General features: G+C 63.1%; 30 protein-coding genes and 1 other RNA gene. 17 read left to right on the forward strand and 14 right to left on the reverse strand.

The window, feature by feature from the left end:
* Nucleotides 1–360: 360 nt before the first annotated feature.
* Nucleotides 361–741, reverse strand: a complete 381-nt coding sequence (locus tag LB519_RS03850; protein ID WP_013529135.1) for a hypothetical protein — start codon at nt 739–741, stop codon at nt 361–363.
* A gap of 332 nt (nt 742–1,073) precedes the next feature.
* On the opposite strand from LB519_RS03850, the gene LB519_RS03855 reads away from it, so the two are divergent.
* On the forward strand, nt 1,074–1,625 hold the full coding sequence (locus LB519_RS03855; protein ID WP_063173250.1) for a DUF2269 family protein: 552 nt from the start codon (nt 1,074–1,076) through the stop codon (nt 1,623–1,625).
* 34 nt (nt 1,626–1,659) lie between these two features.
* On the opposite strand, the gene LB519_RS03860 is transcribed toward LB519_RS03855, so the two are convergent.
* The 3 genes from LB519_RS03860 to LB519_RS03870 all read right to left on the reverse strand — a co-directional run bounded on the left by LB519_RS03860 (nt 1,660) and on the right by LB519_RS03870 (nt 3,822).
* Entirely contained in the window at nt 1,660–2,430 is a 771-nt protein-coding gene (locus LB519_RS03860) for a sulfite exporter TauE/SafE family protein (protein WP_013529133.1), read from the reverse strand.
* 118 nt (nt 2,431–2,548) lie between these two features.
* Nucleotides 2,549–3,277, reverse strand: a complete 729-nt coding sequence (locus LB519_RS03865) for a class I SAM-dependent methyltransferase (RefSeq protein ID WP_013529132.1) — start codon at nt 3,275–3,277, stop codon at nt 2,549–2,551.
* Between the two features lie 65 nt (nt 3,278–3,342).
* Nucleotides 3,343–3,822, reverse strand: a complete 480-nt coding sequence (locus tag LB519_RS03870) for an Lrp/AsnC family transcriptional regulator (protein ID WP_013529131.1) — start codon at nt 3,820–3,822, stop codon at nt 3,343–3,345.
* A 135-nt stretch (nt 3,823–3,957) separates the two neighbouring features.
* On the opposite strand from LB519_RS03870, the gene LB519_RS03875 reads away from it, so the two are divergent.
* From LB519_RS03875 to LB519_RS03915, 9 genes are all read left to right on the forward strand, one after another.
* On the forward strand, nt 3,958–4,875 hold the full coding sequence (locus LB519_RS03875; protein WP_027162529.1) for a DMT family transporter: 918 nt from the start codon (nt 3,958–3,960) through the stop codon (nt 4,873–4,875).
* 134 nt (nt 4,876–5,009) lie between these two features.
* On the forward strand, nt 5,010–5,657 hold the full coding sequence (locus tag LB519_RS03880; RefSeq protein WP_024502915.1) for a thiamine phosphate synthase: 648 nt from the start codon (nt 5,010–5,012) through the stop codon (nt 5,655–5,657).
* A gap of 1 nt (nt 5,658) precedes the next feature.
* Nucleotides 5,659–6,699: a tetratricopeptide repeat protein gene (locus tag LB519_RS03885; RefSeq protein ID WP_013529128.1), complete on the forward strand. Its 1,041-nt coding sequence runs from the start codon at nt 5,659–5,661 to the stop codon at nt 6,697–6,699.
* A gap of 168 nt (nt 6,700–6,867) precedes the next feature.
* Nucleotides 6,868–7,434, forward strand: a complete 567-nt coding sequence (efp, locus tag LB519_RS03890; RefSeq protein ID WP_013529127.1) for an elongation factor P — start codon at nt 6,868–6,870, stop codon at nt 7,432–7,434.
* Between the two features lie 85 nt (nt 7,435–7,519).
* Nucleotides 7,520–8,320: an inositol monophosphatase family protein gene (locus LB519_RS03895; protein WP_013529126.1), complete on the forward strand. Its 801-nt coding sequence runs from the start codon at nt 7,520–7,522 to the stop codon at nt 8,318–8,320.
* A gap of 104 nt (nt 8,321–8,424) precedes the next feature.
* Nucleotides 8,425–9,111, forward strand: coding sequence for a PAQR family membrane homeostasis protein TrhA (gene trhA / locus LB519_RS03900; RefSeq protein ID WP_027162532.1), 687 nt, complete (start codon nt 8,425–8,427; stop codon nt 9,109–9,111).
* 104 nt (nt 9,112–9,215) lie between these two features.
* On the forward strand, nt 9,216–10,241 hold the full coding sequence (locus tag LB519_RS03905) for a MotA/TolQ/ExbB proton channel family protein (RefSeq protein WP_013529124.1): 1,026 nt from the start codon (nt 9,216–9,218) through the stop codon (nt 10,239–10,241).
* Between the two features lies 1 nt (nt 10,242).
* The gene (locus tag LB519_RS03910; protein ID WP_013529123.1) at nt 10,243–11,274 is read left to right on the forward strand and encodes a peptidoglycan -binding protein; all 1,032 of its coding nucleotides are present in this window, start codon (nt 10,243–10,245) and stop codon (nt 11,272–11,274) included.
* Nucleotides 11,275–11,513: 239 nt separating this feature from the next.
* On the forward strand, nt 11,514–11,948 hold the full coding sequence (locus tag LB519_RS03915; protein WP_224618757.1) for a hypothetical protein: 435 nt from the start codon (nt 11,514–11,516) through the stop codon (nt 11,946–11,948).
* Nucleotides 11,949–12,023: 75 nt separating this feature from the next.
* On the opposite strand, the gene LB519_RS03920 is transcribed toward LB519_RS03915, so the two are convergent.
* Nucleotides 12,024–12,377 carry a DUF1304 domain-containing protein gene (locus tag LB519_RS03920; protein WP_063169204.1) on the reverse strand — a complete coding sequence of 118 codons (354 nt, stop codon included), beginning with the start codon at nt 12,375–12,377 and terminating at the stop codon, nt 12,024–12,026.
* Between the two features lie 140 nt (nt 12,378–12,517).
* Here LB519_RS03920 and LB519_RS03925 point away from each other — a divergent pair, with 140 nt between their 5' ends.
* Nucleotides 12,518–14,005: a carboxypeptidase M32 gene (locus LB519_RS03925; protein WP_224618758.1), complete on the forward strand. Its 1,488-nt coding sequence runs from the start codon at nt 12,518–12,520 to the stop codon at nt 14,003–14,005.
* A 27-nt stretch (nt 14,006–14,032) separates the two neighbouring features.
* On the opposite strand, the gene LB519_RS03930 is transcribed toward LB519_RS03925, so the two are convergent.
* Entirely contained in the window at nt 14,033–15,832 is a 1,800-nt protein-coding gene (locus LB519_RS03930; RefSeq protein ID WP_027162537.1) for an ABC transporter transmembrane domain-containing protein, read from the reverse strand.
* A 206-nt stretch (nt 15,833–16,038) separates the two neighbouring features.
* Between LB519_RS03930 and rpmE the strand changes: the two genes are divergently transcribed.
* Nucleotides 16,039–16,260, forward strand: coding sequence for a 50S ribosomal protein L31 (rpmE, locus tag LB519_RS03935; protein ID WP_013529118.1), 222 nt, complete (start codon nt 16,039–16,041; stop codon nt 16,258–16,260).
* Between the two features lie 128 nt (nt 16,261–16,388).
* On the opposite strand, the gene LB519_RS03940 is transcribed toward rpmE, so the two are convergent.
* The gene (locus tag LB519_RS03940; protein WP_224618760.1) at nt 16,389–17,030 is read right to left on the reverse strand and encodes a TetR/AcrR family transcriptional regulator; all 642 of its coding nucleotides are present in this window, start codon (nt 17,028–17,030) and stop codon (nt 16,389–16,391) included.
* 126 nt (nt 17,031–17,156) lie between these two features.
* Between LB519_RS03940 and LB519_RS03945 the strand changes: the two genes are divergently transcribed.
* The gene (locus LB519_RS03945) at nt 17,157–17,636 is read left to right on the forward strand and encodes a DUF1772 domain-containing protein (RefSeq protein WP_013529116.1); all 480 of its coding nucleotides are present in this window, start codon (nt 17,157–17,159) and stop codon (nt 17,634–17,636) included.
* A gap of 21 nt (nt 17,637–17,657) precedes the next feature.
* Nucleotides 17,658–17,807: a hypothetical protein gene (locus LB519_RS03950; protein ID WP_013529115.1), complete on the forward strand. Its 150-nt coding sequence runs from the start codon at nt 17,658–17,660 to the stop codon at nt 17,805–17,807.
* Between the two features lie 18 nt (nt 17,808–17,825).
* Here LB519_RS03950 and LB519_RS03955 read toward each other — a convergent pair whose 3' ends face one another.
* From LB519_RS03955 to LB519_RS03965, 3 genes are all read right to left on the reverse strand, one after another.
* Nucleotides 17,826–18,122 carry a SelT/SelW/SelH family protein gene (locus LB519_RS03955; protein WP_127218697.1) on the reverse strand — a complete coding sequence of 99 codons (297 nt, stop codon included), beginning with the start codon at nt 18,120–18,122 and terminating at the stop codon, nt 17,826–17,828.
* A gap of 17 nt (nt 18,123–18,139) precedes the next feature.
* The gene (locus LB519_RS03960; RefSeq protein ID WP_013529113.1) at nt 18,140–18,889 is read right to left on the reverse strand and encodes a YebC/PmpR family DNA-binding transcriptional regulator; all 750 of its coding nucleotides are present in this window, start codon (nt 18,887–18,889) and stop codon (nt 18,140–18,142) included.
* A 213-nt stretch (nt 18,890–19,102) separates the two neighbouring features.
* Nucleotides 19,103–19,426, reverse strand: a complete 324-nt coding sequence (locus tag LB519_RS03965; RefSeq protein WP_024502907.1) for an ArsR/SmtB family transcription factor — start codon at nt 19,424–19,426, stop codon at nt 19,103–19,105.
* Between the two features lie 52 nt (nt 19,427–19,478).
* Between LB519_RS03965 and LB519_RS03970 the strand changes: the two genes are divergently transcribed.
* Nucleotides 19,479–19,961, forward strand: a complete 483-nt coding sequence (locus LB519_RS03970) for an SRPBCC domain-containing protein (RefSeq protein ID WP_224618761.1) — start codon at nt 19,479–19,481, stop codon at nt 19,959–19,961.
* Between the two features lie 16 nt (nt 19,962–19,977).
* Nucleotides 19,978–20,445, forward strand: a complete 468-nt coding sequence (locus LB519_RS03975) for an SRPBCC family protein (RefSeq protein WP_127369214.1) — start codon at nt 19,978–19,980, stop codon at nt 20,443–20,445.
* A 166-nt stretch (nt 20,446–20,611) separates the two neighbouring features.
* On the opposite strand, the gene LB519_RS03980 is transcribed toward LB519_RS03975, so the two are convergent.
* The 4 genes from LB519_RS03980 to ssrS form a co-directional block, all read right to left on the reverse strand.
* Nucleotides 20,612–21,373 (reverse strand): TerC family protein, encoded by a 762-nt coding sequence (locus tag LB519_RS03980; RefSeq protein ID WP_013529109.1) that lies wholly within the window; start codon nt 21,371–21,373, stop codon nt 20,612–20,614.
* Nucleotides 21,374–21,447: 74 nt separating this feature from the next.
* Nucleotides 21,448–22,272 (reverse strand): YmdB family metallophosphoesterase, encoded by an 825-nt coding sequence (locus tag LB519_RS03985; protein ID WP_024502904.1) that lies wholly within the window; start codon nt 22,270–22,272, stop codon nt 21,448–21,450.
* Between the two features lie 70 nt (nt 22,273–22,342).
* Entirely contained in the window at nt 22,343–22,930 is a 588-nt protein-coding gene (locus LB519_RS03990) for a 5-formyltetrahydrofolate cyclo-ligase (protein ID WP_024502903.1), read from the reverse strand.
* A 96-nt stretch (nt 22,931–23,026) separates the two neighbouring features.
* Nucleotides 23,027–23,182: non-coding RNA, 6S RNA (gene ssrS / locus LB519_RS03995), on the reverse strand.
* A 147-nt stretch (nt 23,183–23,329) separates the two neighbouring features.
* Here ssrS and LB519_RS04000 point away from each other — a divergent pair.
* Entirely contained in the window at nt 23,330–24,169 is an 840-nt protein-coding gene (locus LB519_RS04000; protein WP_224618762.1) for an AAA family ATPase, read from the forward strand.
* Nucleotides 24,170–24,172: the final 3 nt, after the last annotated feature.

Consider the following 24,172-nt stretch of genomic DNA (forward strand, 5'->3'; position numbering starts at 1 on the left):
GTCACCGGTGAAGGCAAGCACATGTTTAACAGAAGGTTAACGGCACCCCTGTCGGGCGGCCCCGCTGGGGTGCGGACAAAAAAAGAGAAATCGAGACAAAAAAAGAGCCGCGGATAAGGCGGCTCTCAGGAGTTTAACAGGGAGGCGTCAAACAAAGTGGCTCCAACCACTCGGTAAGAATCCAGATCACTGGATGAACATAGTAAACACCTGTAAAGCTTAATGAAGCCTTAACGGTGCGGATGTTTTTTGACCGACGCCGCCATACTGTGCCGTAACAGCACAGCATCTCCTGCGTCAGGCTCGGCTCAAGCGGTCTTCCAGACCGCCGGCACAGCCTCACCTTCCCTTAGGCTCGGCTCAAGCGGTCTTCCAGACCGCCGGCAAGGCGATGAAGGCGAACAGCAGCATGGCTGCGTAGAAGCCCATCGAGGAGGCCGCCACCAGCGGTTCGATCGCGGCATTGCCGGCAAGCAGGAAATAGAGGCCGATCAGCAGGCCGATGCCGCTGACCGCCGTCAGCCAGAAATGAACTGTGGCGAGCGTCTTCTGCCCGATTGCCGGAAACAAATGGTAGAAGAAGGCGAAGACCGCCGACATCAGCCATCCGGCCACCATCGTGTGGGCGTGGGTCGGCATCTGGCCGTGATCCTGGCTGATCGCCATGTACAGGCCGAGCGCCATGCCGCACAGCGAATAGATGATGGCCAGCGTGAAGAAATTCCGTGCTATCCCTTGCATAATGGTCCCCCGAATTGCCTTTTCCCGCTTGCGGGAATGGGTTGATCGTCAGGCGATTGTTGTCGCCATCGGGCTCCCGGCATTGGCGCACTAATATCGGCAGCGTATCCAGACGATGTCGCGCCAACCCCCTCCCGACGATTCGTACATTAGCAGAAAATCAGATAATGCGTTCACAATCTGCGACCTCGCGCGTTGGCCGTAAGCTGAAACAGAGCCGGATTTTTCGCGACATCGTTCCGAAACAGGCGCCACGCTAAACGCCCGCTCCTCTGACGGCCGGCGCAAATTGGCGCCGCCGCAAACCTGACCGGACACTGCAGGAGCAACCCATGGACTGGTACTCGATCGTCAAATTCCTCCACGTCACTACCGCCATTCTGTGGGTCGGCGGTGGCTTCGTACTGTTCCTGCTGGGCATGCTTGCCGAGCGCGCGGGCAACATCGAGGAAAAGCTGCAGGCAATGCGCGCCAGCGGTCAGCTGGGCGGCAGGTTCTTTGCGCCGATGTCGATGCTGACGCTGATCTTCGGCCTCATCATGTGCTGGTTCTGGGTCGGCTTCTCCGATTTGTGGGTACTCATCGGCCTGGCGGGATACGCCACGACCTTTTCGATCGGCATGTTCATCTTCAAGCCGACCGGGGAGCGCATGGGCGCAATGATCGCCAAGGAGGGCGTCACGCCAGAGGTTCTTGCCATCGGCCAGCGCATGATGAGCGCGGCACGTTTCGACTATGCGGTGATGCTGGTGATCATTGCCGACATGGTGCTCAAACCGACCGTGCATGACATCGGCATCCTTGCCGGCATGGTGCTGGTCGTTATGGTCGGCGCGACACTGGCTTTTGGCGGCAACCGTCGTCTGGTGCCAAGCGCCGCCTGACCCCTAATGACGGGGCGGCTGCGCGGCGTCCTTTCTACATCAGGCCGACAATGCCATCCCACAGCAGCTTCAGCGCCACGACCGCGACGGTTGCGTAGGTAAAGGGATAGAAGGTTTCCGGCCGCATGCGGCGCACCAGCCACGCTCCGGCGATGGTCGACAGCGGCGCCAGCGGCATCAGCACCGCCGATGCCGTCAGATTGGCGGTGTCGAACTGGCCGAGCGCGAAATAGGGCACCAGCTTCAGCGCGTTGGTGGCGGCAAAGAAGATCGCTGCGGTGCCCGACAGAACTTTCGGATCGAGACGGATCGGCAAGGCATAGACCTGGAAGGGCGGACCGCCGACATGGGCAACGAAGCTGGTGAAGCCGGCGACCGTGCCCCACACGGCGGCGGCCACGCGGTTGGGCGCGGCCGCGTGATCGGCGCCGTGGCGGAACTGCAGATAGAGCCAGCGCAGGACGAAGATGATGGCGACGGCGCCAACGATCAGCCGCACCGCCTCTTCGGTCACCAGTGCCGCCGTCAGCCAGCCAAGGCCGATGCCGATGACGGCGCCCGGCATCATGTCGACCAGCATCTTGCGGTCGTAAACGCCCCACCACGTCCACACCGAGACGATATCCATCAGGCACAGGATCGGCAGCAGGATGGCCGCCGCCTGCACCGGCGGCATGGTCAGCGCCATCAGCGGCACGCCGACGAAACCGACGGCACCGCCAAAGCCGCCCTTCGACAGGCCGACCAGAATGACCGCCGGAATGGCGGCCGCATAGAACCACGGATCGAGAAGCAGGCCTGACATGGGAGGGGACTGGTCCGGAGGGAAAGCGTGTCGACGCTTGAATAGCCCAGAATGTCGGGCGGAGCGACAGCAAATATGAGCGTGGCGGCCGCACATGCGGGCCGACGCAGGCCTGTGCCTACCGACGCACCGAGACCAGCAGGAACATCGGCCGCTCGAGCTCTTCCGCCAGTTCGGGTTTGGCCGCGATCTGCTCTGATGTCGGACGGAACTCCTCGACATGCGCGATGGTGAAGCCGGCCTGCAGGAGAGCGTTGAGCGTGGTGCCGATCGTGCGGTGATGTTTCACGACGCCCTTGGCCAGCCAGTCCGTGCTGCGCGGTCCTTCCACCAGATACTGGTCGACAGGCCACGTCTTTCGGCCTTCGCTATCGATCACCCAGCCGGGTTTGGTCGGCGCCATGAAGATCGGATGTTCCGTCGAAAAGACGAAATGCCCGCCAGGCGCCAGGGCCCGATGCACGGTCCCGAACAGACGCGACACATCCTCGACATAGTGCAAGGCGAGCGAACTGTAGACGAGATCGAAGCTGGCTTCCGGCAGGCTGAGCCGATCGAGATCGGCCGTCTCATAGCTTATCCCTGCATCCGGGCCGGCGGCCCTTGCTCGGGCAAGCATCTTCTCCGACAGGTCCAGGCCAAGCACCTGCGCCGCCCCATGCTCGCGTGCCCAGCGGCAGAACCAGCCGAAGCCGCAGCCGAGATCGACGACCCTCAAGCCGCCGACATCGGGCAGCATCGCGCGCATTGCCGGCCACTCGGCGGCACCCTCCAGCCCTTCGACCGAACGGCCGAGTTGGCTGTAGCCTGCGAAGAAATCCTCACGGTCGTATATGTTCTGCGCCATGACAGTCTCGGTCTCATTTGGTCGGCACACTAACCAAGCGGCCATCGGCTTTCCACCCGGCTCGATCAGGAGGCATGCAAGACCTTTGCCCTATCCCGAGAAGCAGCCGCGTCGAGCGGTGGCGGCCGCCGCCGGATCGGCTGCGCCTTGATGATGGCGGTGCTTGTCTCCGCCTTGTCGGCGATACGGTCGAGAATCCCGTCGAGATCGCCGATCGAGCGTACGAACAGCCGGGCGACGAAGCAGTCATCGCCCGTCACCTTGTCGCATTCGCCGAATTCGGGGATGTCCTCGATCAGCTTCTGAACGATGTGCAGCTTCCCCGGCAGAGGCCGGATGCGCACGATCGCCTGCAAGGTATAGCCGAGCGCGAGCGGATCGATCTCGACGGTGAACGCCCGGATGACGCCGCGCTCCTCGAGTCGTCGCAGCCGCTCCGAAACGCTTGGCGACGACAGCCCGACCTGGGCGGCCAGCTCCTTCAGCGAGGTTCGCGCATCCTTGACCAGGATTTCAAGGAGATTTCGGTCGAGATCGTCCAGCATCTTTTTCCTTTTCCCGACAGCTGGGAGCTTTCTCCTAATATAATTAGGCCAATAGGCCATACACCCTTTCCAATCTGATGGAAAGCTTCGCGACCGCATGAGATTATGGCGGCTCAACCGATACGGAGGTTTGTTGTGAACGAGACAGTACGCGGCACGGTCGAAATGTCCGCCGCAATGGCCATCCTGGGAACGATCGGATGGTTCGTCGTCCTGTCCGGCCAGCCGATCATGGATGTGGTGTTTTGGCGTTGCGCTTTCGGCGCGCTGACGCTGCTCATCATCTGCGCCGGGCTGGGGTTGCTGCGCAACAGGCTGTCGCTGCGCATCATCGGCATCGCCGCGCTCGGCGGCGTCGCTATCGTCGTCAACTGGCTTTTGCTGTTCAGCGCTTTCTCGCGCGCGTCGATCTCGATCGCCACCGCCGTCTACAACACGCAGCCCTTCATGCTGGTCGGCTTCGGCGCGCTCTTCTTCGCCGAGCGGCTGAGCCTGACCAAGCTGACCTGGCTGACCATCGCCTTCGCCGGCATGGTGCTGATCGTGCAGTCGGCTCCCGATGCCGGCCCCAATGCCGGCATGGCCGGCACGGATTATTTCACCGGCATCGTCATGGCATTGGGCGCGGCCTTCTTCTGGGCCGTCGCCGCCATCGTCACCAAGAAGCTCAAGGGCACGCCACCGCATCTGATTGCGCTGATCCAGGTCTGCGTCGGCGTCGTCATGCTGGCGCCGTTCGCCAATCTATCCCGGCTTCCAGCCGATGCCTGGAGCTGGACCATGCTGGCGACGCTCGGCATCGTCCACACCGGCCTGATGTACATACTGATGTACGGCGCCATCCAGAAGCTGCCGACGCATCTGCAGGGATCGCTGTCGTTCATCTATCCCGTCGTCGCCATCCTGGTCGACGTCGTCGCCTTCGGCCATCGGCTGCATCTGAGCCAAGTCGTCGGCGCTACCGCCATCCTGATCGCCGCCGCCGGCATGAATCTCGGCTGGACGCTGTGGAAGGGCAAACCGCCCGTCGCGAGCCCGCACCCGATCAAGTGAAGCGGCCCGCCGGCTGCCCGGCGGTTCAAACATCGCGATCCCGGCTGCCTGCCTGTTCAAGGCGGGCACTTTGCTCTATGCCGCAATCCAACCATCTTCGCCCGGCATAGGCGAAACGCGGGACCCGAAGAACCATGAATGAAGCAACGCCCCCCAATCGCTGTCGCATCGTGCTGATCGCGCCGCCCGGCGTGCCGGCGGCCCGTATTGTCGCGGCATTCGATGGTGGCGATGTCGCTTCGCTAATCCTGCCCGAGAACGGCATGGATGAAGCCTCCTTCCAGGCTTTCGCCGAACGGATCGTGCCGGCAGCGCAAGCCGCCGGCGTTGCTGTCATCATCGCCGGCGACACCCGCATAGCCGGCCGCGTCCAGGCCGACGGCATCCATGTCGAAGTCTCCAAGGCCGAACTCGCCGAGACGATCGAGCATTTCCAGGCAAAGATGATGGTCGGCACCGGTGGCGCCAAGACGCGTGACGACGCGCTCGAGCTTGGCGAGACGCGGCCAGACTACATTTTCTTCGGCCGCTTCGGCTACGACAACAAGCCCGAACCGCACCCGCGCAACCTGTCGCTCGGCGCATGGTGGGCGGACATGATCCAGATCCCTTGCATCGTCATGGCCGGATCCGACATCGCCTCGGTCGAAGCCGTGGGCGCCACCGGCGCTGAATTCGTGGCGCTGTCGAGCGCCGTGTTCGCCGACGGCACCGACCCCAGGACAGCGGTCGCCACCGCCAACGCGCTGCTCGACGAGACTGCGCCGCGTTTCGAGGACTGAAATGTCATCGGCGACGCTTCCCCTCCAGGCTCTGCTTGCGGTGCTGATGGTCCAGGCGGCGGCCGCGGAGACCATCCCCTTGCCGCAGCCCAAGCCGGAAATCGGCGTCCACACCGATAAGCCGATCGACAAGCCGTTGCCGCAGCCCGCCACCACGGCCGAGCCTGCGCCGCTGCCGTCGGCCGACGCCGTCAATCCCGACCGCTTCGGCGCAAAACCCGCCGACGCGGCCTATGGCGCCTTCCAGCGCGGCCTCTACAAGACAGCTTACAATCTGGCATTGGTCCGGGCGCAAAACGGCGACCCGGCGGCGCAGACCCTGGTGGCCGAGATCCTGTCGCGAGGTCTCGGTGTACCGGTCAATTCGGCGCAGGCGGCGAAATGGTACGCCTTGGCCGCCGAACAGGGTGTGCCGGAATCGCAGTTCCAGTATGCGCTGATGCTGCTCGACGGCCGCTATGTCAAAAAGGATGGAAAAGAGGCCTACGCCCTGATGCAGGCCGCAGCCGAAGCCGGCAACCGGCTGGCGCAATTCAATTTCGCGCAGATGCTGGTCCAGCAGGACCCCGGCGACGCCGGTATGGCCAAGGCGGTCTCCTACTATGAACGCGCCGCTGCGACCGGCCTCGCGGACGCGCAATATGCAATGTCGCAGATCTACGCCAACGGTGTCGGCGGCAAGCCACGCGACGATGCCCAGGCAAGGCGCCTGCTGGCGCAGGCCGCAAGGCAGAACTACGACACCGCGCAAATCGATCTCGCCGCCTGGATGATCGAAGGCCGCGGCGGTGCGCGCGACCTGAAATCCGCCTTCGGCTGGATGAAGCAGGCGGCGGAGGGCGGCAATGTTGCCGCCCAGAACCGCCTGGCCAAGCTCTATATGCAAGGCATCGGCACCGATCCGGACCTGGTCCTTGCCGGTGCCTGGTACATCATTGCCCGCCGCGCCGGCCTCATCGATCCGCAGATGGACGACTTCCTGCAGGGGCTGGACGACGACCAGACCAAGCAGGCGCTGCAGAAGGCCAACCGGCTGCCTTGACGGCGGCCCGCGCGGTCATTGCGAGTGTCACCTCGGCTCCCCTCGCCTGGCACCAACCTGCCCGCTCCCTTGCCTCTTCTGGCGATTTGTGGTCTTGGGAGCCCGAAATCGCTTTCCCAGCGAACATCCCATACCAACGCCGTAGGCATCATTCCGGATCATCTCATCATGGCCAAGATCAATGGCAACGAAATCCGTCCCGGCTATGTCATCGAGCATGATGGCGGCCTTTGGGTGGCGGTCAGGACCAACACCGTCAAGCCTGGCAAGGGCGGCGCCTACAATCAGGTCGAACTGAAGAACCTCATCAACGGCACCAAGCTCAACGAGCGCTTCCGCTCGGCCGAGACGGTCGAACAGATCCGGCTCGACCTGAAGGATTTTTCCTTCCTCTACGCGCAGGAAGACGCCCTGGTGTTCATGGACACCCAGAGCTACGAGCAGCTCGAATTGAACAAGGACTTCGTCGGCGATCGCGCCGCCTTCCTGCAGGACGGCATGATGGTAACGGTCCAGCTCTATGAAGAGCGGCCGATCGGCATTTCGCTGCCCGACTATGTGACGCTGACCATCACCGAGGCCGACCCGGTGGTGAAGGGCCAGACGGCGGCATCGTCCTACAAGCCGGCGATCCTGGAGAACGGCATCCGCGTCCTGGTGCCGCCCTTCATCGGCGCCGGCGAACGCATCATCGTCGACACCAACGAAATCACTTACGTGCGCCGCGCCGACTGACGCATGTCGCCCAAAAGTGGCCCGGTTCCGGGTCACCGACATGCATCGAGGCAGAATTTAAAGCGCAGCACCGGGAAAAAGCACTATGGCACGCTCAGCCCTTCTCAACGTCATGGTCCAGGCCGCAATGAAGGCCGGCCGCTCGCTGTCGCGCGACTTCGGCGAAGTGCAGAACCTGCAGGTCTCGATGAAGGGCCCCGGCGACTATGTCAGCCAGGCCGACCGCAAGGCCGAGGACATCGTCTTCGCCGAACTGTCCAAGGCACGGCCCGGCTATTCCTTCCTGATGGAGGAGCGCGGCGTGGTCGAAGGCGACGACGGCCAGCATCGCTGGATCGTCGACCCGCTCGACGGCACCACCAATTTCCTGCACGGCATTCCGCTCTTTGCCGTTTCGATCGCGCTGGAGCGCCAGGGCCAGATCGTCGCCGGCGTCATCTACAATCCGGCGATGGACGAACTCTACACCTGCGAACGCGGCGGCGGCGCCTTCATGAACGACCGCCGCTTGCGCGTCGCCGGCCGCATCAAGCTGGTCGACACGGTCATCGGCTGCGGCATGCCGCATCTCGGCCGCGGCCACCACGGCAATTTCCTCGTCGAGCTGCGCAACGTCATGGCCGAGGTTTCCGGCGTCCGCCGCCTCGGCTCCGCATCGCTCGATCTCGCCTATGTCGCTGCCGGCCGCATGGATGGCTTCTGGGAAACCGGCCTGTCTGCCTGGGACATCGCCGCCGGGCTGCTTTTGATCCGCGAGGCGGGCGGCTTCGTCTCCGACATGGATGGCGGCCAGGACATGCTCGACAACGGTTCGGTCGTCGCCGGCAACGAGATCATCCAGCGCGCTTTGCTCAAGGTCGTGAAGAAGCCGCTCTCCTCTCGTTGACAGCCGCGGCGCTGATACGCCGCAGTCGCAAAACCGCAACGGAAGCTTGAAATACTGGCCGGCATGCGCCCAGATTGGAGGGCGCGGCGCAGGAACCCGGCTTAGTGAGAGACAACGAACCCTACCCCGATATCCCCTTCATCGGACGCTGGCACTATTCGCGTGCCGAGATGATCGCCGACGGTATCGTCCACGCGGTCGGCATCGTGCTGGCGATATCGGCCGGTTCCGCGCTGCTGGCGCTGGCGGCGTTTCGTGTCGGACCCGGCGAATACATCGCCGCCGCCTTCTACGTGGTTTCGCTGCTCACCGTGCTCTCGGTGTCGATGACCTACAATCTGTGGCCGGTCTCGTCGCCGGCAAAATGGGTGTTGCGGCGTTTCGACCACGCCGCGATCTATCTGCTGATCGCCGCGACCTATACGCCTTTCCTGGCGCAGCTCGAAGGCTCGCCGCTGGCGCGCTGGATGATCGTGCTGGTCTGGACCGCGGCAGCGCTGGGCATTGCCATCAAGGTGTTCTTTCCCGGCCGTTTCGACCGGCTGGCGATCGGCTTCTATCTCGCCATTGGCTGGAGCGGCATCATCCTGGTCAAGCCGCTTGTCCAGACGCTACCGACGACATCGATAGCGCTGATCGTTGCCGGCGGCATCGTCTACTCCTGCGGCGTCATCTTCTTCGCCTGGAAGGGGCTGCGCTTCCACAATGCGCTGTGGCACGGTTTCGTCGTCACCGGCGCCAGCCTGCATCTGGCCGCCATGGTCGACTGTCTGGTCATCAATCGCCTCTGACACTATCGACGCGGCAATATTGCCAAGCGCCATTCAATTTGGTCACAATTCCGTTTAGAGTCGCGGTTTACGTGATCGGCGGCGGCATCGGAAACGGGGCACGGATGGCTTTTCTCAGATCCTTCGGCATGGGCAGACGTTCTGATGTCCTGATCTACGACCCGCATAAATTATCGAGCCCGCAGGTCTTTCTGCTGACCATGGTGATCTTCCTGGTCATCGTCGCCTTCATCGCCGCCATCCTCACCCGACAGATCTCAACCGCCTTTGGCAGCAATCCCGGCCTCAATGGCCTGATCGTCGGCGTGCTGGTGGTCGGCATCCTTTTGGCCTTCGCCCAGGTCGGGCGACTGTTTCGCGAAGTGCGCTGGGTCAACTCCTTCCGTGCCGGCTCGGAGACGACCGAACCGGTGCTGCTGGCGCCGATGAAGGCGATGATCGGCCGTTCCTCGGCGATGGCCTTCTCGACCAGTTCGATGCGCACCATGCTCGATTCCATCGCCACGCGCCTCGACGAAAGCCGCGACACCTCGCGCTATCTCGTCGGCCTGCTGGTGTTCCTCGGCCTGCTCGGCACCTTCTGGGGATTGTTGAACACCATCGGCTCGATCCGCGAAACCATCGAATCGCTCGATCCCGGCACCGGTGACGCCGCCGCGGTGCTCGATTCCCTGAAGCAGGGGCTTTCGGCGCCGCTGGCCGGCATGGGCACCGCCTTCTCGTCCTCGCTGTTCGGCCTCTCCGGCTCGCTGGTGCTCGGCTTCCTCGACCTGCAGGCCGGCCGCGCCCAGACGCGCTTCTACACCGAACTGGAAAACTGGCTTTCCTCGGTCACCGACCTGTCGTCGGACATCGTCGTCGCCGACCCGGCCAAAACCGAATCCTCCGACGAGATCCGGGTGCTGTCGGAACGGCTGCGCTCGATGCAGGAGAATGGCGGCGGCTCCAACCCGCGCGTCGCCACCGCCATGGCCAATCTCGCCGACGGCATTTCCGGCCTGGTCAAGAATATGCGCTCGGAACAGCAGATCATGCGCGACTGGGTCGAGGCCCAGTCCGACGAGCAGAAGGCGATGCGCAACACGCTGGAAAAGATCGCCGATGCCCTGAAGAAGCCCGGAGTGCACTGACGTGGCACTCGCCAGGGGCCGGCGCACCGATCGCCGCATCGACTACTGGCCGGGCTTCGTCGACGCGCTGTCGACGCTGCTTTTGGCCATCATGTTCCTGCTCACGGTCTTCGTGCTGGCGCAGTTCCTGCTGGGACGCGAAATCTCCGGCAAGGATACGGCGCTCTCGCGCCTCAACTCGCAGATCAACGAACTGACCCAATTGCTGGCGCTGGAGCGCTCGACGGCGCAGGACAAGGATGATTCCCTGGCCAATCTGCAGGCGTCGCTGTCGGCCGCGCAAGCGGAAAAGAGCCGGCTCGAACGATTGCTGGCGCAAGGTGCCGGTGCCGGCGACGCCGCCAACCAGCGTGCAGCGGCGCTCGGCGGCGAACTCGACAGCCAGCGCCAGATCAGCCAGCAGGCGCTGAGCCAGGTCGAGATCCTCAACCAGCAGATCGCGGCGCTGCGCAAGCAGATCGGCGCGCTCGAGGATGCGCTCAACGTCTCCGAAATCCGCGACCGCGATTCCAACACCAAGATCGCCGATCTCGGCCGCCGCCTCAACGTCGCGCTGGCGCAGCGCGTGCAGGAGTTGAACCGCTACCGCTCCGACTTCTTCGGCCGTTTGCGCGAAATCCTCGCCGACCGCGAGAACATCCGCATCGTAGGCGACCGCTTCGTCTTCCAGTCGGAAGTGCTGTTCCCGACCGGCTCTGAGGTGATCAACGATGCCGGCAAGGTCGAGATGAAGAAACTCGCCGACGCCATCATCGAGTTGCAGAAGGAAATCCCGCCCGAGATCAATTGGGTGCTGCGCGTCGACGGCCATACCGACAACAAGCCGCTCTCCGGCACCGGCCGCTACCGCGACAATTGGGAACTGTCGACGGCGCGTTCGACCTCGGTGGTGAAATTTCTGATCGAGAACGGCGTGCCGGCCAACCGCCTGGTCGCGGCAGGCTTCGGTGAGTTCCAGCCCCTCGATCCCGCCGACACCGAAGAGGCGCGCAACAAGAACCGCCGTATTGAACTGAAGCTCACCGAACGTTGATCCAAAATCACGCGAACTTGTTCGTCGGCTCAACCTTAGGGCGCAGACGGAGGCCGGCAAGGCCTGAAAACATTATCTTTTTTTAATTACACATAGTCGCAGGGCGGTCCTAGCCTGCCGCCCGGGCCGAGAACCGCCGGCGATGAATCCCCCCTCATCGCGACGCGACGGAACCGGACGGCCCAAGGCTGGAAGGCAGGCGGACAACCGCCGCCTCCCTCTACAAGAGGAGACGCGTGATGCGCTCTTTTACTCCCAAGACCTCGCTTAGAACTGCAACACTCACGGCGCTCCTCATCGCCGTTCCGCTTGCCGGCGCCTATGCCGCGGGCCATCACAAGGGCGCTCTCGACGCGACCGATCCAACCGATATGACTGGCCCGCGTGTCGAGGCGCTTATCCAACAGGTGCAGGGCGTCCGGCAGGGCATCGTGGACGCAAGACAGGCCAACAACATCACCCCGGCTGTGGCGGAACGCCTGGAAATGCGCACGGCCAACATCAGTCAGGCGGCAGAGAAAGTCGCCGCCTCCGATCACGGCAGGATACCGGCCGCGCAATACCATGATCTGCTGCGCCGTCTCGACAATGTCGACCAGCGGCTGATGATCGACACCGGCAGCGGCTTCATGATCGGCGACGGCGCCGACGGCGGCAATTACCCGAACGGCTGAGGCCGTAGCGCCCGAAACGGTCCAAGAGGAAGGAACCGCCTGGCGCCTTCGAGAGCGATCCCGCGGGCGTCCTTTTTACCAGCCGAGCAATACCGCGATCAGGGCGATCACCGCCGGCACGGTCTGGATGAACAGGATCTTGCGCCCGACCGTTGCCGCGCCATAGAGGCCGGCAATGGCCACGCAAGCCAGAAAGAAGACCTTGACCTGGAAACCGGCCGCACCAAGGTATAGCCCCCAGATCAGCCCGGCGGCGAGGAACCCGTTATAAAGTCCCTGATTGGCCGCGAGCACTTTCGAGGCACTGGCGAATTCCGGGGTCAGGTTGAAAGCCTTGTGCCCGCGCGGCGTGTCCCACAGCACCATCTCCAGATAGACGATGTAGGCATGGATCAAGGCCACCAGCCCGACCAGGATGTTGCCGATCATTTTTCCCCCCTTGATGTGTTGCCGGCAGCATTTCATGCGCGGCCTCGCCTGCGCAAGGTGCATTTGCCGGACGGCATCCGAGGGTTGCCAACGCTTTTGCGTTGGTGTCTTTTCGCGCCGTCCCAATCACGGAAGTCGCCATGTCCTTTCAGAAACTCGACGACCTCGGTCACAAGCTCGAAGCGCTCGAGCATGCGCTGGCCATCCTCGGTGCCGATGAGGCCACGCACATGGCCGTCGGCGGCGGCGAGAAGCGTGCCGAGGCGATGTCGGCACTGGCCGGCATGTATCACACCAGGGCAACGGCGCCCGAGATAGCAGACTGGATCGCAGCGGCCGAACAGGAAGCGCTGGGGGAGGAGCAGCGCGCCGCCGTCTCGGAACTGCGGCGGCAATACACCAACCTGACCTGCCTGCCGGTCGAATTCGTCGAACGCCAGACGACCGCGCGCATGCGTTGCGAGCAGCTGTGGCGCGGCCTGCGCGCCAAGAACGACTGGGCAGGCTTCCAGCCGGCGCTGGAGGGCGTCGTGGCGCTGGTGCGCGAGGAGGCGGCGCTGCGTGCCGATGTGCTCGGCCTGGCCCCCTATGACGCGCTGATGGAGCAGTACGACCCCGGCAACCGCACCGCCGACATCACGCCTGTGTTCACCGACCTGAAGGCTTTTCTGAAAAGTTTCGTGCCGGAGGCGCTGGCGATCCAGGATGCACGGCAGCGCAAGCGCCCGCTGAAGCCGCTTTCGGGCACCTATGCGATCGATCGGCAGCGCGAGCTCGGCCTTGCCATGATGACGGCAGTCGGCTTCGACCTGACGCATGGGTCGCTGTCGGTGTCGCACCACCCTTTCTGCGGCGGCGTGCCGAGCGACGTGCGTATCACCACCCGCTACAAGACGTCCGACTTCCTGTCGGCGCTGATGGGCGTGCTGCACGAGACCGGCCATGCGCTCTACGAACAGAACCTGCCCAAGGCATGGTCGCACTGGCCGCTCGGCAAAGCGCGCGGCATGGCCGTGCATGAAAGCCAGAGCCTGTTCGTCGAGAAGCAGCTAGGCCGCAACCCGGCCTTCTGGCGCTGGGCGCTGCCAGTGGTTGAAAAGCATCTCGGCGAAGCCTGGTCGCTCGACGACATCCTGCCGCACGTGCATCGCGTCGGACGCGGCCTGATCCGGGTCGATGCCGACGAGGTGACCTATCCCCTGCATGTCATCCTGCGCTACGAACTGGAACAGGAACTCGTCTCGGGCCGGCTGGAGGTGGCCGATCTGCCCGAAGCCTGGGACGCCAAGATGCGCGACTACCTCGGCCTTTCCACCATCGACAACCCAGCCGACGGGCCAATGCAGGACGTGCATTGGCCCGGGGCAGCTTTCGGCTACTTCCCCTCCTACACGCTTGGCGCGATGATGGCGGCCCAGCAATGGGCGGCGCTGACGCGGGAGCATCCTGCCGCCGACGAGGATCTCGCCAAAGGCAATTTCGAGGCGATCAACGACTGGCGCCGCCAAAAAATCTGGTCACAGGGGTCACGCTGGTCGACGCCGGACCTGCTCGAACGCGCCACAGGCGAAAAGCTCAACGCCACCTATTTCGTGAACCATCTGAAACAGCGCTATGGAGCCGCATAGCGGCTGTCGCCACAGCGGCAGATCTGCTTACTCCGCCGCGCCCCTGAAAGCACTGGCGCCGGTTTCGAACTGCAGCTTGGCCAGCCGTGCATAGATGCCGCCCTTGGCGACAAGGCTTTGATGCGTGCCTTCCTCGACGATCGAGCCGCCATCCATGACCAGGATCCTGTCGGCCTTCAGCACCGTTGCCAGGCGGTGGGCGATGACGATCGTGGTGCGGCCCTGCATCAGCCGTTCCAATGCCGTCTGCACCAGCGTTTCGCTTTCGGCGTCGAGTGCCGAGGTGGCCTCGTCGAGCAACAGGATCGGCGCGTCGCGCAAGATGGCACGGGCGATCGCAACCCGCTGGCGCTGACCGCCTGACAGCGTCACGCCGCGCTCGCCGACTTGGCTGTCATAGCCTTTTTCCAGCTTGAGGATGAATTCATCGGCAAGTGCATCCTTCGCCGCCGTCTCGATTTCGGTCTTGCTGGCTCCCGGCCGGCCGAAACCGATATTGTCACGCGCGCTTGCCGCGAAAATGGTGACGTCCTGCGGCACGATGGCGATGCGCTGGCGGACCGAAACGGGATCGGCCTCGCGCACATCGACGCCGTCGATCAGGATCTTGCCTGTTTCAGGATCGTAAAAACGCAGGATCAGCGAAAACACCGTGCTCTTGCCGGCCCCTGACGGCCCGACGATCGCCACCGTCTCGCCCGGCATGACCTGAAAGCTTAAGCCGTGCACGGCGGCGCGGTCGGGCCTTGCCGGGTAGGAGAAGGAGATATTGTCGAAGACGATCGCGCCCTTGGCGACGGCCGGCAGCGGCTTCGGATCGGCGGGAGCCTGGATCGCCGGCTTCTCGGCCAGGATCTCGGTCAGCCGTTCGGCAGCACCCGCCGCTTGCGCAAGTTCGCCCCACACTTCCGACAGCGCGCCCAGCGCGCCGGCGGCGAACACCGAATAGAGCAGGAACTGGCCGAGCGTGCCTGGCGATATCGAGCCTTCGAGCACGTCGCGCGAGCCGAACCACAGCACCGCCACGACGGACGAGAAGATGGTGAAAATGGCGAAGAAGGTAAGGAAGGAGCGCGCGAAGATCGAGGAGCGTGCCGCCTCGAAAGCAGCTTCCACCGCAGCCGAGAAATGCCCGGTGACCAGCTTCTCATTGGTGAAGGCCTGCAGCGTGCGCACCGCGCCGATCTGCTCGCTGGCATAGGCGGTGGCATCGGCCAGCGTATCCTGCGCCTGGCGTGATTTGCGCCGCACCGAACGGCCGAAGGCGACCAGCGGCAGGACGATCACGGGTATTGCCGCGATGACCAGGCCGGACAGTTTCGGGCTGGTGATGACCATCATCCCCACCGCGCCAAGGCCGAGGATGACATTGCGCAGCGCCACCGAGGCCGTCGCTCCGACCGCCGACTTGACCTGCGTCGTGTCGGCGGCAAGCCGCGACACGATCTCGCCCGACTGGGCGGTGTCGAAGAAGGCAGGCGACAGCGTCGTCACATGGGCAAACACATCGCGCCTGATATCGGCGACGACGCGCTCGCCCAGCGTGATGACGAAATAGTAGCGGCCGGCCGATGCCGCCGCCAGCAGGGCGGCCATAGCCACCAGCGCTGCGAAATATTCGGCAATGAAGGTCGTGCTGGACGACGAGAAGCCATGATCGATCATGCGTCGCACCGCCAGCGGCAGCGCCAGCGTGGTTGCCGCCGCGATGACCAGCGAGATAATGGCGCCGACGACCAGCGTGCGGTAGTGCGTGATGTAGGGGAACAGGCGCCTGAGCGGCTTGAGCGAACGCCGGCGCTCGTCTGCGCTGGTGATTTGCGCCATCCCGATGTTTCCTCCAGCCGTCCTTGGGGTCTGCGCCTCAATATGCGCTTGCCGCGGCCTTGTGATTCAATTCCGGCTGATGTATAGGCTCGCCGACCGTTTTAGAAGCCGTGGCTCCTCAATAGCTGCGGCTTCGAGTTTTAAAAAGGGGCGCATCGACGCAGGCTTATGCCCGTCGCCAGCGCCGGCAAGCCAGGAACCGAACCATGAAGACCGACATCCATCCCGATTACCACACCATCAAGGTCGTCATGACCGATGGCACCGAATACACGACCCGTTCGACCTGGGGCAAGGAAGGCGATACGATGAACCTCGATATCGACCCGACCACCCACCCGGCCTGGACCGGCGGCCAGCAGACCCTGCTCGACCGCGGCGGCCGCCTGTCGAAGTTCAAGAAGCGTTTCGAAGGTTTCGGCATCTAATTGTATGTCGCCCAAAAGTGCGAAGCGGTTTTGGGATAACGACTTGCATCAAGTAAGAACTTAAGCCAAACGAGCTTTCACAGATCGAAAACCCGCCCTTGTGGCGGGTTTTTTGTTGCGGCGCGGTCCTACTCGGCCAGCAATTCCCTTAACGCCATGCGCTTGTAGGCGGCGACCAGCCTGTCGCCCTCCTGCCGCTCAACCGAGATCGCCAGCCGCATGGCGGCCTCGCCCATCTGCCAGACCAGAAACGCCGTGGTTTCCAGTGTCGCCGGATCGGCTGCCGGCCGCAGCCGTTTCAGCACCGCGCTGAGGAATTCGGCGTTGGCACGGCTGTCGGCGAGTTCGAGCTGGCGCAGCGCCTTGTCAGCCTGCGTGCCCGACCAGATGTCGCGGATCACCGGCTCGGCCAGGAACAGCCGGTAATAGATGTCGACCAACTCTGAAAACGCGGACTGCAGGCCTTCGGCGTCGCTGACGCCAGCCAGTGCTGCCGAAATGCAGGACTGGCTTTCGGCGGTGTAGCGCTCGGCCAGCGCCCAGATGATCGCCCGCTTGTCCGGAAAGAACTGGTAGAGCGACCCGATCGACACCCCAGCGCGCTCCGCCACCTCACCCATGCGCATGGCATCGCTGCCTTGCTCGGCGATCAGCGCCGAGGCAGCCGCCAGCATGCGCTCGACCCGCTCGCGGCTGCGCTGCTGGCTCGGCGCCCGACGCGGTGAAGCAGCCTGCTTCTGTGCGGAAACGGGGGTTGCCGCGTCTTCCATACCTGACTCCAAATGCCGCCAAAATCACTTGACTCGAAAAATACGAGGGTTTATCACGTTTGGCAAATGTGAGGATTAATCACGTTTATGCGAAGGAAAGCACAATGGGCATCTGGAGCAACTGACATGATCGCGAAACTTCTTCCCACTCTCATCTTCATTGCCGCACTTGGCTCAGGCGTCGTCGGCGGCGTCTTCTTTGCTTTCTCCAGCTTCGTCATGCCGGGCCTCGCCCGCATGCCAGCCGCAAGCGGCATTGCCGCGATGAATTCCATCAACGTCACAGCCGTGACGCCGCTGTTCATGACAGCACTGTTCGGCACGGCTCTCGTCTGCATCGTTGTCGCCATCGGTGCGGTGATCGGCTGGAACCAGCCAGGCTCGCTCTGGCTGGTTGCCGGCAGCCTGCTCTATCTCATCGGCATCGTGGTGGTGACGATGATCTTCAACGTCCCGCTCAACGATGCGCTCGCCGCCCTCGATCCGGCCAGCAGCAATGGCGCAAGCCTGTGGTCGCGCTACCTCAACGAGTGGGTGATGTGGAACCATGTCCGCACCATCAGCGGCATAGCCGCGCTGGCATCCTTCTGGTTCGCCGCGCGTTGAAAAGGATGGGTGGAGCCACCGATGAAGGATCAATATTCGAATATGGCCTTCGGCATGGCAATCGGAGTTGGTGTCGGTGCCGCGGTCGGCACCGCTCTGGATGACCTTCCGATGGGCGTCGCCGTGGGTATTGCGATTGGCGCCGCCTTCGGAGCGTGGCGACGCAAGTGACGGCAGCGCCGGCGGCCTCTACGCCTTTGTCTTCCGATCGGAATGACCGAGGTCGCGGTCCGGATCAATGACATCGCGGACCAGTTGCTTCAGCTTGGCCGCGTCCGGAAAACCGCCGTCGCGCTTGCGATCCCAGACAAGCACGTCATTGCAGGAAATGGTGAAGATGCCGCCGGTGCCCGGCACCAGCGTCACCTCGCCAAGGTCCGTGCCGAAGGTCGACAGCAGCTCCTGCGCCATCCAGCCGGCGCGCAGCAGCCACTGGCACTGCGTGCAATAGGTGATGCGGATGGCGGGGAGGATCTGCTCGCTCATGCCGGGCTGAGCTCCGCTCATGCCGCGCTGAGCTTGGCCATGGTCTCGTCGTCGACTTCGAAGTTGGCGTAGACGCTCTGCACGTCGTCGTCGTCCTCGAGCGTGGCGACCAGTTTCATCAGCGACTGTGCCCGCTCCTCGTCGACCGGAACGTTGTTCTGAGGCCGCCAGATCAGCTTCACCGATTCTGCCTCGCCGAGCGAGGTTTCCAGAGCCTTCGACACCTCACCGAGATTCTCGAAGGCGCAATAGATGGTGTGGCCTTCCTCGTCGGTTTCCACGTCGTCGGCGCCGGCTTCGATTGCCGCTTCCATGACCTTGTCGGCGCTGCCGGCCGATGCCGGATAATAGATCTCGCCGACGCGGTCCCACATGAAGGAAACCGAGCCCGTTTCGCCCATCGCGCCGCCGGCCTTGGTGAAGGCAGCACGCACATTGGACGCCGAGCGGTTGCGGTTGTCGGTCAGCGCCTCGACAATGACAGCGACGCCGCCCGGGCCATAGCCCTCATAGCGCACGGCTTCGTAATTCTCGGCATCGCCCATCGAGGCCTTGTTGACGGCGCGCTGGATGTTGTCCTTCGGCATCGACACCGCCTTGGCGTTCTGGATCGCCAGCCGCAAGCGCGGGTTCATCGATGGATCGGGCGTCCCGCTTTTAGCGGCGACGGTGATTTCGCGCGCCAGCTTGGAAAACATTTTAGACCGCACCGCATCCTGGCGGCCCTTGCGGTGCATGATGTTCTTGAACTGTGAATGGCCAGCCATGGCACCCCTGTCGTCTTCTCGGCTAGAGCATCGCGAAGCGAAGTGATCTGACCTCGTCTTCCGCAATGCCCGAATTCAAAATTTCAGAGCGTCCCAGGTGCACCTCTTGGAAGCACGGCGTTCTCTGTCGGAATGGCCGGCTTATAGATAAATCGGCTCAATTCGTCCAGCCGCACCGCGCATGCGGCGCAAGACGTGACCTGCTGCGGCCGCTCACGCCTCGAGGTCCGACTTCAGTCGGTCGATGATGCTGAGCGCATGGCCGGCATACTGGCTGATCCAGCGGTCGTGGATCTGCTTGATCGGCAGCGCGTTGAGATGGTTCCAGCGCTCGCGGCCGTCGCGCCGCGCAACGATCAGGTCGGCCTCCTCCAGCACCTTCAGATGCAGCATGACCGTGCAGCGATCGATATCGGGAAAGGCCTCGCACAGCATGCCGGTCGTCTTCGGCGCGTCCTTCAGCTGATCCAGCATTTCGCGCCGGCGCGGATGCGCCAGCGCCTTGAAAACATTGTCGTCTTGCGATCGGCTTGACATGTTATGTTTATATAACATATTGTTGAACCGATCAAGGGAAGGAGCTGTGGATATGTCACTTGGATTCAGTGTTTCCGGACGCATCGGCAAGCCGGTCGCCGACGTCTTCGACGCAGTCGTCAATCCGAAGAAACTGAGCGGCTATTTCACCACGATCGGCGGCGCCAGCGCGCCGCTGGAAGCCGGCGCCGGCGTCGTCTGGTGGGGCAAGGTGCCGGTCGAGGTCGACGAAGTGGTCAAGGACCGCCGCATCGTGCTGCGCTGGGATGCCACCGATGAGGACGGCAAGCCGGCCTACAAAACCCGCATCGAGATGAACTTCGAACCGCTGGACGATGGCGGCACCTTCGTCACCATCGCCGAGAGCGGCTGGCAGGAAGGCGCGGTCGGCCTGAAGAAGTCCTATCTCAATTGCGAGGGCTGGTCGCAGATGCTGGCCTGCATGAAGGCCTATGTCGAGCACGGCATCAATTTGCGCGACGGTTACTACCGCAGCGAGATGAAAGGCGAACCCGCCAACGAGACCAATATCTGACCATTAGGAGCATTCCATGGACATCCACGAAAAACCGACCGCCGAAGCCGGCATGCTGATCCGGCGGCCTGTCGCCGAAGTGTTCGAGGCCTTCGTCGACCCGGCCATCACCACAAAATTCTGGTTTACCCATAGCAGCGGCCGGCTGGACAGCGGCGAGCAGATCCACTGGGAATGGCGCATGTACGGCGTCTCGACGACGGTCGACGTCAGCGAGATCGTTCCGAACGAAAAGATCGTCATGCAGTGGAGCGATCCACCGACCACCGTGGTCTGGACTTTCACCGAAATGCCTGGCGAGACAACTTTTCTCGAGGTTCGCAATTTTGGCTTCGCCGGCGATGGCGACGGGCAGGTGAAAGAGGCCGTCGGCTCAACCGGCGGCTTCACGCTGGTGCTGGCCGGTGCCAAGGCGTGGCTGGAACAAGGCCTGACGCTCGGCCTGATCGGCGACCGTCACCCGAAGGGCGTGCCGGCTAACTGAACCGGCGGGCTTGGGATCGCCGCTTTTCCTGCTCACGACGAGCTTGAGCCCAATTCTCGGCCGGAGCTTCCGGAATGTCCAAGATATCGATCTCGCTGTCAGGCAATTCAGCCAGCTTGGCCAACTGATCGCGCTGATCCTGGCTAAGGTCCCTGCTGCTCATGCCTCAATGCCCGCCGCCCGGCTTCTTGCGCCGCCGCGCCAGCATGTTGAGCCCCTCGACCAATGCCGAAAAGCCCATCGCCGCATAGATGTAGCCCTTGGGCACATGGTAGCCCATGCCGTCGGCGATCAGTGTCATGCCGATCATCAAAAGGAAGCCCAGCGCCAGCATGACAATGCTCGGGTTCTTGGCGATGAAGTTGGCCAGCGGCCCGGCCGCCAGCATCATCACGCTGACCGCCACGATCACGGCGATGTACATGATGGCGATCTCGTCGGTCATGCCGACGGCGGTGATGATCGAATCGATCGAGAAGACCAGGTCGAGCAGCAGGATCTGGAAGATCGCGCCGGCAAGGCTGATCTGCAGCGTCTCGCCCATCATCGTATCCTTGTGGTCGTCGGGATCGACCGTGTGATGGATCTCCTTGGTCGCCTTCCAGACCAGGAACAGGCCGCCGGCGATCAGGATCAGGTCGCGCCAGGAAAAACCATGGCCGAAGGCCGTGAACACCGGCGTGGTCAGCTGGACGATGATCGAAATGGTGGCCAGCAGCACCAGCCGCATGATCAGCGCCGCCGAGATGCCGAGCCGGCGGGCACGGGCCCGTTGTGCTTCCGGCAGCTTGTTGGTCAGGATCGAGATGAAGATCAGATTGTCGATGCCGAGCACGACCTCGAGCACAATCAGCGTCAGCAGCGCGACCCAGGCGGTTGGATCGGACACAAATTGAAAATGCGGCGCCAGGAATTCGATGAGCTGCATGGAGGTCGTCCCCTCTTTTAACGATCTAGAGCAGTGTCGCCGGCAGTTAGGTACTAAGCGTGCCTATATCAATGTCATGACCAGAAGGACGGTGCGGTTTCCTCCAGCCGCGGGCCGCGACGAAACGGCGCGATCCGCTCGGTCAGCCCGGTGCGGTCGGAAATATCGACGCCGACGCCGCACAATGTCGCCGGTCCGGTCGCCGCTTCGAAGCGGCCTTTCGGCACTTTCGACAGGAACCGATTGAGCGGCTCCTCCTTGTCCATGCCGAGCGAGGAATCATAGTCGCCGCACATGCCGGCGTCGGACATATAACCGGTACCGCCATTGAGGATCTGGTGATCGCCGGTCGGCTGGTGGGTGTGGGTGCCGACGACGAGGCTGGCGCGGCCGTCGACGAAATGCGCGAAGCACATCTTTTCCGAGGTCGCCTCGGCGTGGAAGTCGATGATCACGGCATCCGCCTGCTCGCCGAGCGGACAGGCGGCAAGCTCGCGTTCGCCGGCCTGGAAGGGATCGTCGAGTTCGGGATGCATGAACACCCGGCCCATGATGTTGGCGACCAGCACGCGCGCGCCGCTCCTGGCGATGTAGACGCCGGAGCCGCGCCCGGGCGTGCCCTTGGGAAAGTTCGAGGGGCGCAGGAAGCGCTCTTCGCGCGGCGCGAAGGCGAGTGCGTCGCGCTGGTCCCAGACATGGTTGCCGGTTGTGACGACATCCGCACCGGCCGCGATCGTCTCGCGAAAGATATCTTCGGTGATGCCGAAGCCGCCGGCGGCGTTCTCACCGTTGACGATGACGAAATCGAGTTTGAAGTCGGAGATCAAGCCGGGCAGCTGTTCCCACACCGCCGTCCGTCCTGTCTTTCCAACCATGTCACCGAGGAAGAGAAGTCTCATATGATCCCGCACCGAAGGTCAGCGAAGCAAAAGCTGCATGACATCTGTGAAAGATCATGCGTCCTTTTATCTACAATTTTGACGCGAAGCGGCGCAACCCGCTCTCGGTCAGTATTTCCGGAATGACGACGTCATGTTCCTCATCCGGCACCATTGCCACCTCCTGGCAGTCGAAGGCGATGCCGACCAGCCGCGGCGGCTGTCCCTTGTCGATCAGCTTGGCGATGGCGCGGTCGTAATAGCCGGCACCATAGCCGATGCGATGGCCGCGCGCATCGAAGGCGGCGAGCGGCACCAGCATCACCGAGGGGTCGAGCACTTCTGCTTCTTCATGCGGGCCGACCGTGCCGAAACCCATCTCGACCATCGGCGCGCCGCGCACCAGTTCGCGAAAGACGATCGTGGTTTTGTCGAGAATGGCCGGCAGGCAAAGCCGCGCGCCCCTTTCGCGCAAGGCAAACATCAGCGGCCTGACGTCGACTTCCGAGCGCATCGGCCAGAAGCCGGAAACGATCTGGCCCGGCTCAATGTGGAGGTGATCGCGTGCCGTCTCTGCCATTTCAAGCGCGACCTCCACCCGCCAGAATTCGTCGAGCGCATCGCGGCGTCCGAGGGCCTCGCGGCGAAGCTGCTTTTTGAGGTCTTTGAGAGAGGTCATGCAGTCAGGGTAGAAAAGGTCAGATCTGGATGGAGTGTTGGGAGCGACGTTTTCCACCGCAATCATCCACCGAAATGCGGGACGCGTGGCAATAAGTGACGATCCACACAACCGGTGGAGAGAGCGATCCCGGGAACCTACAAAGTAGGTGGGCGCCGTGTGAGAAAACCCACAGGTCTTCCCAGGGACAGCTCCCTAAGGATCGTTAAGGCCCCGGGGAAAATGTTCTCCTGCCGGGAAGCACAGACCGTCCCGCCCAATATAGGCTGCCGGCCGGCTAAGCGCCAGTGAGACGGGCACTCTTTCCGTGTTGGTTCAGGCCCTCGCGCCGCCAACACCTCACCCTTGCACAGGCACGGCCTCGTCCTTACGGTCGCGATGACCAACCGAGGAGCAAGAATGCGTTTCGAAGGCACGGCGGCCTATGTCGCCGACAAGGATCTGATGGTGGCCGTCAATGCGGCGATCGCGCTGGAGCGGCCCTTGCTGGTCAAGGGCGAGCCCGGCACCGGCAAGACGGAACTGGCCCGCCAGGTGGCGGCTGCACTCGGCCTCGACTTCATCGAATGGCACGTCAAGTCGACGACGCGGGCGCAGCAGGGCCTGTACGAATATGATGCCGTCTCGCGGCTGCGCGACAGCCAGTTGGGCGACGAGCGCTTTAACGACATCAGGAACTACATCAAGCGCGGCAAACTCTGGGAGGCTTTCGCCGCCGGCAGGAAGGTCGTGCTCTTGATCGACGAGATCGACAAGGCCGACATCGAATTCCCAAACGATCTCCTGCAGGAACTCGATCGGATGGAGTTCTTCGTCTACGAGACCGGCGAAACCATCCGCGCCGCCGTCAGGCCGATCGTCATCATCACCTCCAACAACGAGAAGGAGTTGCCGGACGCGTTCCTGCGCCGCTGCTTCTTCCATTACATCCGCTTTCCCGACGTCGACACGCTGCACAGAATCGTCGACGTCCACTATCCCGGCATCAAGCAGAACCTGGTTCGGGCAGCCCTCACCCAGTTCTACGAGATCCGCGAAGTGCCGGGGCTGAAGAAAAAACCGTCGACCTCCGAGGCGCTCGACTGGATCCGCCTGCTGGTCGCCGACGATATCGCGCCCGAGGATCTGCGCGCCGACCCGAAGAACGCGTTGCCCAAGCTGCATGGCGCATTGCTGAAGAACGAACAGGATGTCCATCTGTTCGAGCGGCTTGCCTTCATGGCGCGCAGGCAAGGGTGAGGC

Source organism: Mesorhizobium sp. AD1-1, assembly GCF_020164655.1.
Lineage (GTDB): Bacteria > Pseudomonadota > Alphaproteobacteria > Rhizobiales > Rhizobiaceae > Mesorhizobium > Mesorhizobium ciceri.